At 74.8% G+C, this 16,847-nt stretch carries 13 protein-coding genes and 1 pseudogene; 9 read left to right on the top strand and 5 right to left on the bottom strand.

Annotated features, from left to right (window positions below):
• Positions 1–92: 92 nt before the first annotated feature.
• The gene (locus tag ACK8N7_RS28935; RefSeq protein WP_015607821.1) at positions 93–458 is read left to right on the top strand and encodes a VOC family protein; all 366 of its coding nucleotides are present in this window, start codon (positions 93–95) and stop codon (positions 456–458) included.
• An 8-nt stretch (positions 459–466) separates the two neighbouring features.
• Here ACK8N7_RS28935 and ACK8N7_RS28940 read toward each other — a convergent pair whose 3' ends face one another.
• The gene (locus ACK8N7_RS28940; protein WP_500444500.1) at positions 467–1,447 is read right to left on the bottom strand and encodes a DUF7847 domain-containing protein; all 981 of its coding nucleotides are present in this window, start codon (positions 1,445–1,447) and stop codon (positions 467–469) included.
• A gap of 286 nt (positions 1,448–1,733) precedes the next feature.
• On the opposite strand from ACK8N7_RS28940, the gene ACK8N7_RS28945 reads away from it, so the two are divergent.
• Both ACK8N7_RS28945 and ACK8N7_RS28950 read left to right on the top strand, forming a co-directional pair.
• Entirely contained in the window at positions 1,734–2,060 is a 327-nt protein-coding gene (locus ACK8N7_RS28945) for a DMT family transporter (protein ID WP_031125573.1), read from the top strand.
• Positions 2,060–2,623, top strand: coding sequence for a TetR/AcrR family transcriptional regulator (locus ACK8N7_RS28950; RefSeq protein ID WP_500444501.1), 564 nt, complete (start codon positions 2,060–2,062; stop codon positions 2,621–2,623). Before ACK8N7_RS28945 ends, ACK8N7_RS28950 begins: the two co-directional genes overlap by 1 nt.
• 10 nt (positions 2,624–2,633) lie before the next feature.
• On the opposite strand, the gene ACK8N7_RS28955 is transcribed toward ACK8N7_RS28950, so the two are convergent.
• A complete protein-coding gene (locus tag ACK8N7_RS28955; RefSeq protein ID WP_500444502.1) occupies positions 2,634–3,509 on the bottom strand; it encodes a winged helix-turn-helix transcriptional regulator in 876 nt (291 codons plus the stop codon).
• A 137-nt stretch (positions 3,510–3,646) separates the two neighbouring features.
• Between ACK8N7_RS28955 and ACK8N7_RS28960 the strand changes: the two genes are divergently transcribed.
• Both ACK8N7_RS28960 and dapD read left to right on the top strand, forming a co-directional pair.
• On the top strand, positions 3,647–4,927 hold the full coding sequence (locus tag ACK8N7_RS28960; RefSeq protein ID WP_500444503.1) for an MFS transporter: 1,281 nt from the start codon (positions 3,647–3,649) through the stop codon (positions 4,925–4,927).
• Between the two features lie 10 nt (positions 4,928–4,937).
• Positions 4,938–5,936: a 2,3,4,5-tetrahydropyridine-2,6-dicarboxylate N-succinyltransferase gene (gene dapD / locus ACK8N7_RS28965; RefSeq protein ID WP_403217306.1), complete on the top strand. Its 999-nt coding sequence runs from the start codon at positions 4,938–4,940 to the stop codon at positions 5,934–5,936.
• Between the two features lie 4 nt (positions 5,937–5,940).
• Here the strand turns inward: dapD and dapA are convergent, their stop codons facing one another.
• A complete protein-coding gene (gene dapA / locus ACK8N7_RS28970; RefSeq protein WP_500444504.1) occupies positions 5,941–6,822 on the bottom strand; it encodes a 4-hydroxy-tetrahydrodipicolinate synthase in 882 nt (293 codons plus the stop codon).
• Between the two features lie 159 nt (positions 6,823–6,981).
• On the opposite strand from dapA, the gene ACK8N7_RS28975 reads away from it, so the two are divergent.
• The 3 genes and pseudogenes from ACK8N7_RS28975 (at position 6,982) to ACK8N7_RS28985 (ending at position 9,924) form a co-directional block, all read left to right on the top strand.
• Positions 6,982–7,659: a DUF4232 domain-containing protein gene (locus ACK8N7_RS28975; protein ID WP_500444505.1), complete on the top strand. Its 678-nt coding sequence runs from the start codon at positions 6,982–6,984 to the stop codon at positions 7,657–7,659.
• Positions 7,660–7,744: 85 nt separating this feature from the next.
• A pseudogene (locus tag ACK8N7_RS28980) lies at positions 7,745–8,261 on the top strand (antibiotic biosynthesis monooxygenase).
• Positions 8,262–8,442: 181 nt separating this feature from the next.
• A complete protein-coding gene (locus ACK8N7_RS28985) occupies positions 8,443–9,924 on the top strand; it encodes a hypothetical protein (protein ID WP_403217312.1) in 1,482 nt (493 codons plus the stop codon).
• Positions 9,925–10,031: 107 nt separating this feature from the next.
• Here ACK8N7_RS28985 and ACK8N7_RS28990 read toward each other — a convergent pair whose 3' ends face one another.
• Together ACK8N7_RS28990 and ACK8N7_RS28995 are read right to left on the bottom strand one after the other, a co-directional pair.
• The gene (locus ACK8N7_RS28990) at positions 10,032–12,371 is read right to left on the bottom strand and encodes a serine/threonine-protein kinase (RefSeq protein WP_403217314.1); all 2,340 of its coding nucleotides are present in this window, start codon (positions 12,369–12,371) and stop codon (positions 10,032–10,034) included.
• Positions 12,368–14,788, bottom strand: a complete 2,421-nt coding sequence (locus tag ACK8N7_RS28995) for a protein kinase domain-containing protein (RefSeq protein ID WP_500444506.1) — start codon at positions 14,786–14,788, stop codon at positions 12,368–12,370. The genes ACK8N7_RS28990 and ACK8N7_RS28995 overlap by 4 nt, the downstream gene beginning before the upstream one ends.
• A 448-nt stretch (positions 14,789–15,236) precedes the next feature.
• On the opposite strand from ACK8N7_RS28995, the gene ACK8N7_RS29000 reads away from it, so the two are divergent.
• Positions 15,237–16,826 (top strand): TROVE domain-containing protein, encoded by a 1,590-nt coding sequence (locus ACK8N7_RS29000; RefSeq protein WP_500444507.1) that lies wholly within the window; start codon positions 15,237–15,239, stop codon positions 16,824–16,826.
• The last annotated feature ends 21 nt before the right edge of the window (positions 16,827–16,847 follow it).

The raw sequence follows: 16,847 nt of genomic DNA on the forward strand, positions 1-16,847 counted from the left end.
GACACCGACGGCCGTGCCCGCCAGTTCTGCTGGCGGGCACGGCCGTTCGATTGCGGGTGCGGTCGTCGTACCCGCCGGGCAGACTGTCCGGCATGGCTGTTCGCATGTACCACCTCGCCGTCGACGCCCACGACCTGCCGCTCCTGGCCCGGTTCTGGAGCGCGGTGCTCGACTGGCAGGTGCTCTTCGAGGACGAGGACGAGATCGTCATCGGCGCCCATGAGACCGCGCTGCCGGGCATGTGCTTCCTCCCCGTACCGGAGAGGAAGACCGTCAAGAACCGGCTGCACATCGACCTGACCCCCGACGACCAGGACGCCGAGGTCGAGCGCATCATCGCGCTCGGCGCCCGGCGGCTGGACGTCGGGCAGGGGCCGGACGCCACCTGGGTGGTGCTTGCAGACCCCGAGGGCAACGAGTTCTGTGTGCTGCGCCCCAAGCGGACGCTGACCGACTGAGCGGGGCCCTACACCGGGGCGGCCGGCGGGGGCCCGTACTGCTCCGGCAGGGTCTGTGCCGCCGCCTCCGCCAGGACCGGGGCCAGGTTCTCGTTGCGCATCCGGAGGTCCACGTACAGCAGTCCGGTCACCAGCGGCGGGAAGATCGACGAGAAGAGCTGGCTCACCAACCCGCTGATCATGGCCAGCACCATGAAGCCGCCGAGCAGGGCGAGGATCTCCCCGCCGCTCGGTTCGCCCGCCAGGTCCGTGTCCATGGAGCCGGGCATCATGCCGAGCGCCTGGAACGGCATCTGGATCATGTAGCCGACCACGCTCGCCAGCCCGAAGGCGAGCAGGCCGATGCCGAGGACCCGCCACCAGCTGCCGCGGACCAGCTGGGCCGAGCGGCGCAGCGCCGCGACCGGCCGCTGTCCCTCGAAGACCACGATCGTGGGGGCCAGGGAGAACTTCACCCAGAGCCAGACCGCGACCGGAGTGAGCGCCAGCCAGCCGAAGAGGGCGAGCAGGAAGAGGGGTCCCGCGGTGTCCGAGTCGCCCAGCGTGATGGCGTAGATCGCGGTCGCGACCATCGTGGCCATGACGGCCAGGAAGGGGACGGCGACGGCCAGGCCCAGCAGGAGGACCGTGCCGATCATGGCCCAGACCCGCGACCAGGCGCGGCTCCAGACGGCGCCGAAACCGATCGGGCGGCCCAGGACGGCCTCCTGGAGGACCACCGGGACCGCCGCCTGGACGACGGCCGAGGCCAGCAGGTAGGCGATGGTGCCGATGACCATCAGGACGCCGAACGCGATGCCCAGCGGGACCAGTCGCGCCGTGTCCGGTTCGCCGGGCCCCGTCAGGTCGTCCCAGTTGGCCGCCACGGTGGAGAAGGCGATGGCCAGCCCGACGCCCAGGACGGCCGTCGCCGCGCCGAAGAGCGCCAGGGCTATCCCGACCAGGGGCTTCCAGTAGCCGCCGATCGTCGCGAAGGCGCCGGTGAGCATGTCGGAGACCCTCAGCGGCGCCAGGGGTATCACCCCCGGTTTGGGCGGCGCCGCCCATCCGCCGTTCCAGCCACCCGGTCCCTGCGCTCCCCCGTGGAAGGGCCCCCCACCGTGGGGCGCGCCCCCGTACGGGGCACCGCCCCACCCTGCGTCCTGCGCCACTGCGTCTCCGCTCACATCGCCGGCCCGTGCTGCCGGGCCGTGTCATCGGTCGGGACACCGTAACGCCCCTGGTGCGGGCCGATGATATGTACAGCTGTACGCAACGATGCGTACACTTGTACACATGGGATACGCATACGGACTGCTGGCCGCGGCGATCGCGGCGGAGGTGGCCGGGACGACGGCCATGAAGTACAGCGACGGTTTCACCCGGCTCTGGCCCTCGATCGGCACGGCGGTGGGGTACCTCATCGCCTTCACCCTGCTCGCCCAGACCCTCAAGACGCTCTCCGTGGGCACCGCGTACGCGATCTGGGCCGGCGTCGGCACCGCCGCCGTGGCCCTCATCGGCATCCTGTTCCTGGGGGAGTCCAGCAGCCCGGTCAAACTCGCGGGCGTGGCCCTGATCGTCGTCGGGGTCGTCGTGCTCAATCTGGGCGGGGCGCACTGATGGCCCGCCGGTACGACCCCGAGCGGCGGACGCGGATCATCGACGCTGCGCTGCGCGTGATAGCCGCCGACGGGATAGCCGGGCTCAGCCACCGCACCGTGGCCGCCGAGGCCGATGTGCCGCTCGGCTCGACCACGTACCACTTCGGCTCGCTGGACGAACTGCTGACGGCCGCCCTGCGCCGGTCCAACGAGAACTTCGCCCAGGCGCTGCGCGACAGCGACGCCTTCGCCCGGGAGCCCGCCGCCCGGGGGACCGGCCCCGGGCTCGCCGATGAGCTGACCCGGGTGCTGGGGGAGTGGTTCGCGGGCGAGCGGGGCGCGATCGAGCTGGAGTACGAGCTGTATCTCGCCGCCCTGCGCCGCCCGGCCCTGCGGCCGGTCGCCGCCGAGTGGACCGAGTCGGCGGTCGAGGTGCTGTCCGCGCGCACCGACCCGGCCACCGCGCGGGCCCTCGTCGCGCTGATGGACGGCGTCTGCCTCCAGGTGCTGCTGACCGGCTCCGCCTTCGACGCCGCCTACACCCGCGAGATGCTGGCCCGGGTCGTCGACGGCTGCGCCTGAGCGGCCCGGGTCACCCCAGGCGGCGGACCGTCTCCAGGGCCGTGCGCACGCTCGCCTCGATGTCCGTGACCGGGTACAGCACCTGCCGGACCGTCCGCTCCCGGTCGGCCACCAGGGTCAGCCGCTTGAGCCGGCTGACCCCCGCCGCCCGGAACGTCGGCAGCCGCAGGGCGGCCGTCAGGGCCAGATCGGCGTCCGAGAGCAGCGGGAAGCGCAGCCCCTCCTTCTCCGCGAAGGCGCGCTGCTCGTCCGGGCGCTGCACGGACACCCCGTGCACGGTGGCGCCGGCGGCCGTGAACTCGGCCAGCTCGTCGCGGTACGTGCACGATTCGAGGGTGCAGCCGACGGCCCCCGGGATCCCGGCCCAGCCCGGCGGGTAGGCGTCCGCGCGGGCGTAGGCGCTGGGGAAGCAGTACAGAACGGTGTACGGGGTGTCCGCGACCGGATCGTGCGGCTCCCCGTCCGCGCCGGTCAGCACCAGCTCCGGCACCCGTGTCCCCAGCAGGGCCCCCACCCGGGCCGCCTCCTGCGAGGCCTCCGTCGTCGTCGCCATCGTCTCCCCTTCTCCCAGCACCCATGTGTCACCCCAGTCCTGGAGTGCGACGAGGACGGGCAGCAGCGCCCGGCCTCGCGGGGTGAGGCGGTACTCGTACCGGACCGGGCGGTCCTGGTACGGCTCCCGGGACAGCACCCCCGCGTCCACCAGCAGCCGCAGCCGCTCGGTGAGCACCTTCCGCGAGACGCCCAACTCCTGCTGTAGCGCGTCGAACCGGTGCACGCCGCGTGCGGTGTCCCGCACGATCAGCAGCGTCCACCAGTCACCGACGACATCGAGCGCCTGGGCGATCGAGCAGTCGGCGTCGGCCAGGCTGGTGCGCTGTGCCATGGTTCCCGCCCTCCTCCGTCGTGGTTGCCGCGCCGCCCCCGGAATGCGGTTGACCTTGATGGAACCATGCTGCCATAGTCCGTTCCCTCAGGGAACTCACTGAGAACTCACCAGGGCGACGGGGGACGGCCACCACCATGGGCATGGTGCGCGGAGTACCGCGAACGGTTCGGCTGCTGGCGCTCGGCGTGTTCGTCAACGCCGTCGTCAGCATCACCTTCGTCTTCCTCTTCGTCTATCTCGTCGGGCCACGCGGCCTCTCCGCCGCCCAGGCCGGGGTGATCAGCGGGATCGGCGGCATCGGCCTGGTCGCCGGGAACCTCACCGGCGGCTGGTTCGGCGACCGCCTGGGCCACCGCCGCGCGCTCCTGGCCGGCGCCTGCGTCAGCGGGGCGGCCCTCGTGGTCCTGCCCGCCCTGCCGGTCGCCGTGCTCTACGGGGTGCTGCCGCTCGCCCAGTACGCCGCCGGGGTCGCCCGCGCCGCCAACGCGGCCCTCGTCGCGGTCTCCGTCCCCGAAGGGGGAAGCCGCCGCCAGAGCTTCGCCCTCACCCGGTTCGCGGCCAACGGGGGCTTCGCCATCGGCCCGCCGCTCGGCGCCCTGGTCGCCACCCGGTTCTCGTACGACTGGCTCTTCGTCGCCGACGGGCTCGGCACCCTGCTCTTCGCCCTCTACGCCGCGCGCATCCTCCCCGCCCGGGGCAGCGCCCACTCCGTCCCCGCCCACGACCCCGACGCGCCGGGCCTCTGGCACGAACTGCGGGCCAGGCCCGCGGTGCTGGTGCTGCTCGCCGCGATCGTCCTCGTCGACCTGGTCTACCGCCAGCAGTACTCGACCCTGCCGGTCTTCCTCGCGGACCACGGGCACGGCCCCCAGTTCTACGGCTGGCTGCTCGCCGTCAACGGCGGCGTCATCCTCCTCCTCGAACTGCCCGCCGCCCACGTCCTGCGCGATCGTGCCCCGCTCTCCATCATCGGCGTCGGACTCCTCCTCGTCGGGCTCGGCTACGCCGTGCTCATCCCCGGCGCGGGCGTCCTCTTCGCCGTCACCATGATGGTCTCGCTGACCCTCGGCGAGATCCTCTACAAGACCCCCGCCACCGCCTACGTCGCCGACCAGGCGCCCGGCCACGCGCAGGGCCGCTTCCAGAGCCTGTACGCCGGTGCCTCGATCAGCGGCCAGGTGCTCGCGCCGCCGCTGGGGGCCTTCCTGTACGCGGCGGCTCCCGGGCTGCTCTGGCCGGTGTGCGCCCTGCTCGCGGCCGGTGCGGGGGCGGCGGTGCTGGCGGCGCGGCGGCTGCCCGGACCGGGGGAGCGGGTACGGGGGCCGGAGGGGCGAGGGGAGCGGGACCTGGCGCGGCCTGCGGGGGAGGAGCCGGAGGCTGAGACCGGTTCGCCCGAGCGGGCCCCGGCCGGTTAGGTTTCTGTCCATGACCGACACGACTTCCCAGGCCACTTCCCGTACCACCGGCGCCGTCGCCGCCGGCCTCGCCACCGTCGCCGGTGACGGCACCGTCCTCGACACCTGGTTCCCCGCCCCCGAGCTGAGCGCCGAGCCCGGCCCGGCCGGTACGCAGCGGCTCACCCCGGACGAGGCCGTCAACCGCCTCGGCGAGGGTGCGGCCAAGGCCATCGGCGTGGACGCCCGGCGCGGCGTCGAGGTCGTCGCCGTCTCCACGGTCATCTCCTCGCTCGAGGACAAGCCGCTCGACGCGCACGACGCGTACCTGCGCCTGCACCTGCTCTCGCACCGGCTCGTCCAGCCGCACGGCCAGAACCTCGACGGTCTCTTCGGCCTGCTCGCCAACGTCGCCTGGACCTCGCTCGGCCCGGTCGCCGTCGACGACCTGGAGCGGGTCCGCCTCAACGCCCGCGCCGAGGGCCTGCACCTCCAGGTGACCTCGGTCGACAAGTTCCCGCGGATGACGGACTACGTGGCCCCCAAGGGCGTACGGATCGCCGACGCCGACCGGGTCCGCCTCGGCGCGCACCTCGCCGCCGGGACCACCGTCATGCACGAGGGCTTCGTCAACTTCAACGCGGGCACGCTCGGCACCTCCATGGTCGAGGGCCGCATCTCCGCGGGTGTCGTCGTCGGCGACGGCTCCGACATCGGCGGCGGCGCCTCCACCATGGGCACCCTCTCCGGCGGCGGCAACGTCCGCATCGTCATCGGCGAGCGCTGCCTGGTCGGCGCGGAGGCCGGTGTCGGCATCGCGCTCGGCGACGAGTGCGTCGTGGAGGCCGGGCTGTACGTCACGGCCGGCACCCGCGTCACGCTGCCGGACGGCCAGGTCGTCAAGGCCCGTGAGCTCTCCGGCGCCTCCAACATCCTCTTCCGCCGCAACTCGGTCACCGGCACCGTCGAGGCCCGCCCGAACAACGCGGTGTGGGGCGGGCTGAACGAGGTCCTGCACGCCCACAACTAGCTTTTCAGGCGGCCAGGAGCTCCTCGTACGCCGCACGCAGCCCGTCGGTCGCCTCGCGCCCGGCGGGCTGCAGCGGTTCCCGGACCGGGCCCGCGTCCAGCAGGGCCTTCACGGTGACGGTGCCGGGCAGCCCGCCCGCCATCATCAGCTCGGTGAGCCGGACGGTCAGCCCGTTGAGCCGGGCCGCCTCGTCGGTGCGCCCCGCGTCGAACGCGTCCAGCGGCGCCCGCATCTGGCGCGGGGCCACATTGGCGACCGTGCTGACATAGCCCGCGCCGCCCAGCGCGTAGAGCGGGAGGTTCAGCTCCTCGCACCCCGAGTAGTACGCCAGCGAGCTCCGCGCCAGCACCTTCGTGGAGCCGAGCAGGTCGTACGCGCAGTCCTTCACCGCGACGATCCGCGGGTGGTCCGCGAGCCGCAGCAGCGTCTCCGGCTCGATCCGGACGCCGGTGCGGCCGGGGATGTCGTACAGCATCAGCGGTACGCCGGTGGCCTCGGCGACCCGCAGGAAGTAGCTCTCCACGGCGGCCTGCGGCGGGCGGCTGTAGTACGGCGGGACCACCAACAGCCCGTCGGCGCCCGCCTCTTCGGCCTCCCGGGCGAGACGCACCGCGTGCGCGGTGTCCGCGCTGCCGACGCCGGAGAGCAGCGGCACCCCGTCACCGACCTCCGTGCGGACCGCCCGCAGCAGGGCCGACTTCTCCGCGTCCGACGTGGTGGGCGACTCCCCGGTGGTGCCGCTGAGGACCAGCCCGTCGCAGCCCTCGGCCACCAGGTGCGCGGCATGCGCGCGGGCGGCGTCGAGGTCCAGCGCCCCGGTGGCGGTGAACGGGGTGATCATGGCGCAGAGCGTGCGGCCGAAGGGCCGGGGTGCGGTGGCGGTCATGTCCGAAGTGTCGGCCCCGGCAACCGTGAAGGTCCACTTAGATCTGCTTGCCCGGACCGGGAAGAGATGCTGAACAGTGTCACCGGGGCGCCTGGCTCCTGACATGATCGAACGCACGGACGACGTGCGGCCGGGGGGTCGCGGCGAGGGGTGGGCGACATGGGCGAGCGGGTGCGGATACGGGCCCGGCTGCGGAGGCCGGCCCCGGCGGCGGTCCTGCTGACGGCGGTGGCGGCCACGGTGCTGACGGGCTGCTCGGGATTCCTCGTCCCCGCCGGTGAGGGGGAGCGGAGCCCGACCCCTTCCGCCTCCGCCCCCGGCGTCCACGCCGACACACTGCCCCCGCCCTCCGCCGCCCCGGCGCCGACCGTCGGCGTACCGGCTCAGGGCCCGGACCCGTCTCCCACGTCCACCGGGGAGTGCCCCGCATCCGGTGCCGTGGTGACCATGGGGGAGGTGCAGGCCGCGATGATGAGCCGCGCGGTCGTGCTGACCCTGACCAACTGCGGCACCAAGCCCTACCGGGTCGTCGGCTACCCCTCGGTGCAGGCGCTCGGCGAGGACGGCGAACGCCTCCCGGTGAAGGTCAACCCGGCCGGCTCGATGTTCGGCCGCGACCAGGGCCCGAAGGAGGTCCTCCTGGACCCCGGCCTCACCGTGAGGTCGATGCTCGCCTGGGTCTCCACCAAGGAGGGCGGCGAGCTCGTCATGGCCGACGCCCTGGAGCTGGCCGCCGCCCCCGACGCCGGGGCGCGGGTCCACCCGCTGGAGGGCCACGACATCCGGTACATGGACGAGCTGAACGTGACGGCCTGGCGGGCCGAACTGCCCGAGTGACCCGCCCTTGACCTCAAGCGGACTTGAGGTGTGACGGCGGTGGCGACGACGCACCGACCGGTGCGCGTGAGAGGGGAACGCCACCATGACCGTGCACTTCACCGACCGCCCGGACCCGGCCCGCGCCGACGCCGGGATCGCCCTGGCCGCCACCTGGGACATCGGTACGCCGGAGCGTCGGCGGTGGACGCTCGACGCCATCCGCGAGGCGTGGGAGAGCCGGGAGTGGCCGCACCCCGGGCTGCTGTCGTACAGCGTCCACGCGGGCGAGGACGGAGCGACCCTGCTGCACTACGGAGTTCGCCGGCCCGGACCCGGCCCGGCAACGGGACTGGGTGGACACCGTGTTCGAGGCGCTCGGCGAGGACCCCCACACCCCCGCCGGTGGCATCGCCGCGCACTTCCACGTCAGCACCGACGGCACCCGGGTCCTCAACTACGCCGAGTGGGAGAGCGCCGAACACCACATCGCGGCACTCACCGCGCCCGGTGAGGGGGTCGGCTCCCCGTCGCCACTGTGGGAACGCGTCCAGAAGTACCCCGGCATGACCGGCGGCGGCGTGAACCGCCACACGCCCGCTCGCAGCATGAAGGCGGGGTGAGGAACGGGGCGGCACGCGGTGCTTCCCCTCCGCCTCGGCGGAGTTGTCCCCGTACCCCGGGTGAACGGCAGCGGTCGGTCGCCCGAACCAGCCGGCCTGCGGCGAATTGCGTCTAGGCTTGGGCGGCTGAACCGCGTACGGACTCCGTACGCCCCCGAGCACGCACCGAGGAGAACCCCCGATGTCCGCAGAGCGTCCCACCCTGCCGCCGGTGCGGCTGCACTCCGAGGCCGAACTGGCGCGGGACGCGCTCGCCGCACCGCTCTTCGTCCGCGCCGTCCGGCTCGCCCGCTGGGCGGGGCCCGACGCACGGGTCGGCGCAGGCGGCGAGCTCGTCGAGGCGCAACTGCCCGCGGCCGCCGAGCACCTCGGCCTCTCCGCCGACGACGACGGTGCCGCGTACGCCAGCGAGGCCTGGCGGCTCGCCGTGGACTCCGGGCTCCTCGACGTCACGGACCCCGAGGAGGGGGAGCTCCCGGACGGCACGGAGGGCGAGGGCGAGGGCACCGTCACCGCGGGCGAGAACCTGGAGCTGCTCACCACCGGCTCCCCGCAGGACGTCCTGGGGATCTGGCTGGAGGGCCTCGACGCCGTGCACGCCGACGCCACCGCGCCCGTCCTGGACGATTTCGCGGACCTCGTCGGCGAGGACGGCTCGATCGACTTCGACGCCCTGGACTGGGACCCGGAGGCCGAGGCGGAGTTCCTCGACGGCGTCCTCGGCAACCTCTATCTGCTCACCCTCGCCGACGGCGCGGGCGAGGGGCCGGTGCCGCTGCCCGCCCTCGCCGCGTCGATGATCGTCCCCGACGACATGGGCGAGCCCACCGACGACATCCTGGAGCAGGTGTCGGAGGCGATGATGCGCCTCGACGACCAGTTCCGGCTCCTCGAACCCATCGGGATCGTCGAGTACCAGCCGGTGGACGAGGCGCTGATGGTCGAGGAGGGGGACGCGGACCCCTCCGTCGCCGGGGCCGACGAGGAGGACGTCACCCGGTACGGCATGGTCAGGCTCACCCCTCTCGGCCTGTACGGCATCCGCGCCCGGATGCTGGAGGCCGGGGTGGACGCCCCCGCCGTCGGCGACCTCGCCGACAAGGGCGCCGACGTCCTCCTCGACGGCATCGCGTACTACCCGGAGGCCGCCGCCCGCGCCGAGATCCAGCTCTGGCTCGCCGGGCGCGGCACGCAGGGTGCGGTCCCGGCCGCGGCCGAGCTGCTGGCGGCGGCGCGCGGCACGGACGAGGGCGCGCCGCTGCGCCGCCTCCACTGCCAGCAGGCGCTCGCCCTCGCCGGCGAGGAGGCCGAACCCGCCGTACGCGCGGTCCTCGGTGACCCGGAACTCGGCGGCCTGGCCCGGGTCTGGCTCGCGGAGCGCGGCGCGGCCGACGTCCCGGCCCCGCCGGAGGCGATGATCTTCTGGCTGGCCATCGACACGATCGCCGCCCAACTGGACGCGGACGGCGAACTCGACGAGCTCCAGGGCCTGGTCGAAGGGCTCTCCGCCCAGCACAGCGGCTTCTTCGACGAGGCCTGGCGGGTCGACCACCCGGCCACCGCCGACGTGCTGGAGGCCATGGGCCGCCTGCACGGCGACAAGAAGGCCGCGAAGGAGGCCCGCAAGGCCGCGTTCAAGGCCCGGTCGCGCGCGGGGGGCTGAGGCGGGCGCGTAGCGCTTGTGCTGAGGCGGCGCAATTCACTCTGCTGAGTGCTGCTCTTACCCAGCAGATGTCGGCGGCTCCCCGAGCCCCTGCCGTTACGGCCCCGTCAGGAGGACGGGGCCGTAACAGCGGCGTGGTTGTACGCCCGTACCGTCCCCGTGCCGAGGCGGGCGTACCAGCCGGACCGGTCGGCCGCCAGGTCGCGGGTGTCCGCCGCCGCCCAACTGCGCTGCACCGCACCCCCGTTCAGGTCCAGGGCCCGGCAGACCTCGCCCGTCGCCGCGTACACCGTCCCGGCGACCGCGACCGGCGGCACCTGGGCGACGCCGTCCAGCCGGGCCGTCCAGCGCTCCTCGCCGCTGCGGAGGCCGACGCACTGGAGCTGCCCGGCCCCTGCCCAGTGGAGCAGCGCCCCGCCCGCCGTCACCGGGGCCCGGCCGCCGCCCGTGACGGCGGGCCAACTGGTGTCCAGGCCGACCGTCCGCACCGACCAGAGCGGCGCTCCGGTGGCGGGGGCGTACGCGTGGACCCGGCCTCCGGTGGCCAGCAGCACCGTGGAACCGACGGCGGCCAGCGCGCTGGAACCGGCGCTCGCCCCGCCGTCCAGGGTCGCGGTGGCGAGCCGTCCGCCGTCCCGGGCGCGGACGAAGTGCAGCGCGCCCCCGGTGGAGAGCACCGCGAAGCAGCCCGCCTCCGGGACCGCGGCGAGCGCCGCCACCGGCCCCTCGAAACCCTCGTACCTCCAGCGGATCCGACCGCTGACCGCGTCGGCGCACCGGATGTACGAGCCGTCCTCGTCGGCGAGCAGCACCGTCCGGCCCAGGACGGCGGGCGGCCGGGTGCCCGGCACGTCCTCGGTCCAGCGTTCCTCGCCCGTGGCCAGGTCGACGGCTTGCAGGGACGGCAGGCTCGCGTCCGCGTCGTAGCCGGAGATCAGTACCCCGTCCGCCACGGAGAACCAGAGCGGGACGCCCAGCCGCTCCTGGGTGTCGTGCGGCTCGCCCGTCACCAGGTCCACGGCGTCCAGCCCCAGATCGGCCGCCGCCAGCACGGAACCCGACACACCCCACTGCGTGGGCGCGGTCTCGGCGGCGCCGGTCACCCAGCGCCGCCCGGCGTCGGGGAGGCCGCGCGCGGTGACGTACCCGCGGCCGCCGCCGATGTCAGACGTGTCGAGCGTGCCGACGCCGTGCACCAGCAGGGAGTTCCCGGCCAGCCGCAGCGCGTTCACGGTCGCACCGGCGTCGGCGGGCGCGAGGGTCCAGCGCACGGCCCCCTGCCGGACGCTGCCGCGCCGCACGGCCAGCGGGTCCGCCGTCTCCTCCTTGCCCTTGCCGTCGTCCTCGCCGCCACCGCGCAGGAGCGCGTACGTGAGCAGTGACGCGACCCCGCCGCCCCCGGCCAGCAGGAGGCCGCGCCGGGTGAGCTCCCGGCGTGCGACGGACTTCGCGGAGGTGGGCGGGGGAGGGGACGGGAGTGGATGCGTACGGGGCTGGGGCGCGGGTCCGCGTTCGGTCGCCGCCGTGGGGTCCGGGTCGGCCGGTGGCCCGGGCGCCGCCGTCTCGCCCAGCACCAGGGAGCGCAGCGGTTCCGCGCGCCACCACAGCGGCGCGCCCGGGTCCGCCGTGGCGTCCAGGACCCGGGCCACCGTGGGCCGCCGCCCCGGGTCCTTCTCCAGGCAGGCCGCGGCCAGCTCACGGACCTCATCCGGTACGCCGGTGAGGTCCGGGTCCTCGTGGACGGCCCGGTAGAGCAGCACCGCGCCCGTCGCCGAGCCGAAGGGGCTCCGCCCGGTCGCCGCGAAGACCAGCACCGCGCCGAGCGCGAACACATCGGCGGCCCCGGTGACCGCGCCCCGGGTCCGCGGCGCCCCGGTGACGATGGCCCCGGTGATCTGCTCCGGGGCGATGAACCCGGGCGTGCCGATGACATCGCCCGCCCCGGTCAGCCCGTGGTCGCCGATCGCGCGCGCGATCCCGAAGTCGATGACCCGGGGCCCGTCGGCGGTGATCAGCACATTGGACGGCTTGAGGTCGCGGTGGACGAGCCCCGCGCCGTGGATGTCCGTCAGCGCCTCGGCGAGCGCCGCACCCAGGGACCGTACGGCGGGCGGCTCCAGTGGACCCGTCGCCGCCACCGCGTGGCGCAGGGTCACGCCCGGCAGATAGGCGGTGGCCAGCCAGGGCCGGGCCGACTCCGGGTCCGCGTCGAGCACCGCCGCCGTGTGCGCCCCGGTCACCGCACGGGCGGCGGCGGCCTCGCGGCGGAAGCGTTCACGGAAGTGCGGTTCGGCGGCCAGGTGTTCGTGGACCGTCTTGACCGCGACGGTCAGCCCGCCGGGCGTCCGGCCCAGATAGACCGTGCCCATGCCGCCCGCCCCGAGCCGCCCCGACAGGCGTACGGAGCCGAGCCGTTCCGGATCGCCCGGAAGCAGTGGGCCGGTCATGCGGAGTCCGGGCCGGTGAAGGTCTGCACGGTTCCGCCGGCGTACACATGGAGGAGGCCACCGCCCGCGGCGGCGCTCGGCGACCCCGTCGACTCGACGGGCATGGACCACAGCCGGCGGCCCCGGACCGCGTCCAGGGCGTGCACACCCCAGCGGGCACCCTCGCCGGCCTTCTCCCCGCTGCCCGGCTGCGGCCCCGACGCGTACAGGGTGCCGTCGGCCGCCAGCGGCGGCCCGTTCTCCTCGCCGCCGGGGAGCTGCCCGACGTCCGTGCTGCTCCAGCGGGTCCGGCCGCTCCTCGCGTCCAGCGCGTCGACCCCGCCCGGTCCCGCCGTGTGGACCAGGCCCCCGGACGCGGTGGGCGTCACCGTGGGGGTGCCGTCGAGCCTCCGGTCCCAGGCGGTGCGCCGGGTCGCCAGGTCGACGGAGACGATCCGGCCGCCGCTCGCGTAGTACCGGGTGCCGGTGGAGCCGGGGTGGGCCTGCGGGTAGGGGGCGCCGCCGGGGATCGCGGGCTCCGGTTCCGGTGCCGCGCCGGAGGTCCGCAGCACGAACAGCGGCTCCTCGACGGGTTCACCGGAGCGCGAGGGCGGGCGGAGCGCGACGGCCAGCCGCCCGCCGGCCGCGTGGACGCCGGTCACCGCGGCCCGCGTCCCCTCGTGGAACCAGAGGGCCTTTCCCGTACGGGAGTCGAAGCCGTACGCACGCCAGGGGCGGTCGCCCAGGGCCCGCTTCGCCCACAGGGAGGCGTCGGAGGCGTACGGGACCAGGACGGCCAGCGCCCCGTCGACCGCGAGGAACGCCGACTGGCCGTCGGGAGCGGTGGACCTCGTGGCGCCGATCGGCCGGGTGGGTACGGCCTTCCACCGCCGGTTGCCCGTACGGGCGTCGAGCGCGATGAGCTCCGGTGCGAAGAGGAGCCCGGAGCGCAGGACGAGCACCTGGTCGCCGTGGGGTTCGACCCCGGTGATCTGCCGCGCAGGGTAGCGCCAGCGCACCGCGCCCGTCGCCGCGTCGAGCGCGGTCACCGCGGCCGCGTCGCTGACGAGGAGCGCGCCGCCGTGGCGCAGCACCCCGGAGGTGTGGCCGGGGTCGCCCGTGGCCCGGGTCCACAGCAGGCGCCCCCGGGCCCAGCGGGTCCGGGGCGGGGGCGGAGCGGCCGGGGAGCCGGCCGGGTCGTCCTTCTCCGTGAGACCGAGCAGCGTCACGCCGCCGGCTCCGGTCCCGGCCACGAGCACGGCCCCGCCGAACGCGAGCAGCCGCCGCCTGGTCGGCCCCCGGCCGGGGACGTCGGCGTACGGGACGGTGTCCTGCGGGGCGGGAGCCTGTGGTGCGGCGTTCTGCGGGGCGGGACCCAGCGGGACGGTGTCCTGCGGGGCGGCGGTGGGCCGGGCCCGGCGCGGGGTGGCATCGGTGAGGGCTGCTGTCGACCCGGACGCGGCGGGGACGGTGTCCTCGGGCCCGGTCGGCACGGTGTCCCCGGGCCCGGCGGGGCGCGCGGGCCGTGCGGGTGGGGCGGCGATCGCGCTCCCCGCCCCGCCCGGGTCCCCCGCCAGCGCCGCCACCGCCTCCTCGCGCCTGCGGATCAGACCGGCCACCGGGTCCCGCTCCCACCACGCCCCCTCCGCCTCGGCCGACCGCTCCGAGCACCAGCGCAGCACCTCGGCCACCGTCGGACGGGCCGCCGGATCGCCCGTAAGGCAGGCGGAGAGGAAGGCGCGCCACTCCTCCGTCGGCACCCCGTCCAGGTCCGCCTCACCCCGCACCGTCCGGTACAGCACCTGGTGCGCGGGCCCCGAGCCGTAGGGGGACCGGCCCGTCGCCAGCCGGGCCAGCAGCGCCCCCAGGGCGAACACATCTGCGGCCGGGGCGGGTTCGGCGTCGGCCGTCAGCAGCTCCGGGGCGATGAACCCGGGCGAACCGATCACCTCCCCGGTGGCCGTCAGGGTCTCGTCGGCCGCCCGGCGGGCGATGCCGAAGTCCAGGACCTTCGGGCCGCCCCGGGTGAGCACCACGTTCGACGGCTTCAGGTCGCGGTGGACCAGGCCGGCCCGGTGGATGCCCGCCAGCGCCTCCGCGAGCGCCGCCCCCAGCGCGGCGAGCGGTCCCGCGCCCAGCGGCCCGAGCGCGTCGGCGGTCTCCGTGAGGGTGGGCCCGGCACAGAACTCGGTCGCCAGCCACGGCCGTACGGCGTCGGGGTCCGCGTCCAGCACCGCGGCGGTGAACGGACCGGCGACGGCCCGCGCGGCGAGCGTCTCGCGCCGGAACCGCTCCCGGAACCCCGGGTCGGCGGCGAGATGTTCATGGACCGTCTTGACCGCCACCAGCCGGCCCGACGCCGTCCGGGCCAGCTGGACCCGGCCCATGCCGCCTTCGCCGAGCAGCGCGACGAGCCGGTACTCCGCGATCTGCTCCATACCGACTCCCTCTCCCCGCGGCCCGGGCCGGTGACGATCACCCGGATCATTCTGTGCGACGCCCGCACGCCCCGGTTCGGTTGCGCACCGAAATCCCTTCGCGCCCCCGGAGGCTGTTCCCTAAGGTCATGGACATGCACCTCCCGGTGCGAAGGCGGCGGCTCCTTCCTTTCCCGAAATATGCCGCAGCCACTGTTGATCTCGGGAGGCGCGGGCGCCGGGGTGCCCGGTGCGCAGACGACGGATACTTCTGGATCCGGCGGTTGCGGGTTCGAATCCCGTCCGGCTTCGGCCGGTAGCTCAAGTGGACAGAGCACCGGACTGTTCACCGTCGTCGACCCCGGGCCGTTCGCCGGCCCCGATCTCGGGCACCCCGTTCCGCCGCCGCGCTCTTCCCCCAGGCATCAGGAACCAGAGCATCAGGAACCAGGAATTCGGGGGAATTCTCATGGCACGCTTCAACCACCGCATCACCAGGCTCCGCTCCGCCCTTCCGGGGCCCACCTCGCCCGTCACCACGACCGGTGCGCTCGCGGCCAACCATCAGGGCGGCACCGGGCACGTACGCGACGCCCGCTCCGAGCTCTTCCTCCTCGCCGTCGCCAACTTCGTCGCGCAGGAGACCTTCTACGAGGGCGGCGAGGAGCGCGACACCCGGTTCGCTGCCCTCGTGCGCCGCCTCGCCGTCGAGGACCCCGCCTGGACCGCCGGGCTCCTGCACTGGCTGCGCCGCGACGGGCAGCTGCGGACGGCCTCGCTGGTCGGCGGCGCGGAGTACGTGAAGGCTCGGCTGGACGCGGGCTGCACCGACGGCCCCGCCAACCGGCAGGTCATCGACTCCGTACTGCTGCGCGCCGACGAGCCGGGCGAACTGCTCGGCTACTGGACCTCCCGCTACGGCCGGGCCCTGCCCAAGCCCCTCAAGCGGGGCATCGCCGATGCCGTACGCCGTCTCTACACCGGCCGGGCCCTGCTGAAGTACGACACCGCCTCCAAGGGCTTCCGCTTCGGTGACGTCCTCAACCTGGTGCACGCCGCGCCCGACCCGGCCAAGCCCTGGCAGGGCGAGCTGTTCCGGTACGCGCTGGACCGCAGGCACCGGCCCGACAGCGCCTTGCCGCCCGCCGGCGACCGAACCCTGACCGCCCACCGGGCCCTCATGGAGCTGCCGCTCGCCGAGCGTCGCGCGGTCGTCACCGGGCCCGGCGGCGCCGAGCGGCTGGCGGAGGCCGGGATGACCTGGGAGTCGCTGGCGGGCTGGCTGCAGGGGCCGATGGACGCGGCGGCCTGGGAAGCGGTCATCCCCTCCATGGGGACTATGGCGCTCGTCCGGAACCTCCGGAACTTCGACGAGGCCGGGGTGAGCGACGAGGTCGCGGCCACGGCGGCGGCCCGGATCTGCGACCCGGAGGCCGTCGCCGCGTCCCGGCAGTTCCCCTTCCGCTACCTCGCCGCCCACCGGCACGCGCCCTCGCTGCGCTGGGCGTACCCGCTGGAGCAGGCGCTCGGCCACTCGCTGGGCCAGGTCCCGGCGCTGCCCGGGCGCACCCTGGTCCTGGTCGACCGCTCGGGGTCCATGTGGGCGCCTCTCTCCGAGCGCTCCCAGCTGAACCGGGCCGATGGAGCCGCCGTCTTCGGCGCCGCCCTCGCGCTGCGCGCCGCCGACGCGGACCTGGTGGAGTTCGGTACGACAAGCGCCCCGGTGGCGTACCGCACGGGTGAGTCGGTGCTCAGGGTCCTGGAGCGCTTCGGCAACCTGGGCGGCACCAACACCGTACGGGCGGTGGAGCGCCACTACCGGGGCCACGACCGGGTGCTCATCGTCACCGACGAGCAGGCCTCGTACACCTACCGTGGCGATGCCACCTGGAGCGTTCCGGACACGGTGCCGGTCTACACCTGGAACCTGGCCGGATACCGGCTCGGCCACGCCCCGTCCGGCGACGGAAACCGCCACACGTTCGGGGGGCTTTCCGACGCCGCGTTCCGTATGGTTCCGCTGCTGGAGGCGGGAGTAAGCGCTGACTGGCCCTGGTGAGCGCGGGTCACGAATCCGGCA

The organism is Streptomyces griseobrunneus, from assembly GCF_046713465.1.
Lineage (GTDB): Bacteria > Actinomycetota > Actinomycetes > Streptomycetales > Streptomycetaceae > Streptomyces > Streptomyces microflavus.

What these genes read in the sequence shown, in the direction of transcription:
- ACK8N7_RS28990 (WP_403217314.1), bottom strand. Translation starts at nt 12,371, where the DNA reads ATGACCGGCCCACTGCTTCCGGGCGATCCGGAACGGCTCGGCTCCGTA.
- dapA (WP_500444504.1), bottom strand. Translation starts at nt 6,822, where the DNA reads ATGACCGCCACCGCACCCCGGCCCTTCGGCCGCACGCTCTGCGCCATG.
- ACK8N7_RS28995 (WP_500444506.1), bottom strand. Translation starts at nt 14,788, where the DNA reads ATGGAGCAGATCGCGGAGTACCGGCTCGTCGCGCTGCTCGGCGAAGGC.
- ACK8N7_RS29000 (WP_500444507.1), top strand. Translation starts at nt 15,237, where the DNA reads ATGGCACGCTTCAACCACCGCATCACCAGGCTCCGCTCCGCCCTTCCG.
- ACK8N7_RS28960 (WP_500444503.1), top strand. Translation starts at nt 3,647, where the DNA reads ATGGGCATGGTGCGCGGAGTACCGCGAACGGTTCGGCTGCTGGCGCTC.
- ACK8N7_RS28975 (WP_500444505.1), top strand. Translation starts at nt 6,982, where the DNA reads ATGGGCGAGCGGGTGCGGATACGGGCCCGGCTGCGGAGGCCGGCCCCG.
- ACK8N7_RS28950 (WP_500444501.1), top strand. Translation starts at nt 2,060, where the DNA reads ATGGCCCGCCGGTACGACCCCGAGCGGCGGACGCGGATCATCGACGCT.
- dapD (WP_403217306.1), top strand. Translation starts at nt 4,938, where the DNA reads ATGACCGACACGACTTCCCAGGCCACTTCCCGTACCACCGGCGCCGTC.
- ACK8N7_RS28955 (WP_500444502.1), bottom strand. Translation starts at nt 3,509, where the DNA reads ATGGCACAGCGCACCAGCCTGGCCGACGCCGACTGCTCGATCGCCCAG.
- ACK8N7_RS28985 (WP_403217312.1), top strand. Translation starts at nt 8,443, where the DNA reads ATGTCCGCAGAGCGTCCCACCCTGCCGCCGGTGCGGCTGCACTCCGAG.
- ACK8N7_RS28935 (WP_015607821.1), top strand. Translation starts at nt 93, where the DNA reads ATGGCTGTTCGCATGTACCACCTCGCCGTCGACGCCCACGACCTGCCG.
- ACK8N7_RS28940 (WP_500444500.1), bottom strand. Translation starts at nt 1,447, where the DNA reads ATGCTCACCGGCGCCTTCGCGACGATCGGCGGCTACTGGAAGCCCCTG.
- ACK8N7_RS28945 (WP_031125573.1), top strand. Translation starts at nt 1,734, where the DNA reads ATGGGATACGCATACGGACTGCTGGCCGCGGCGATCGCGGCGGAGGTG.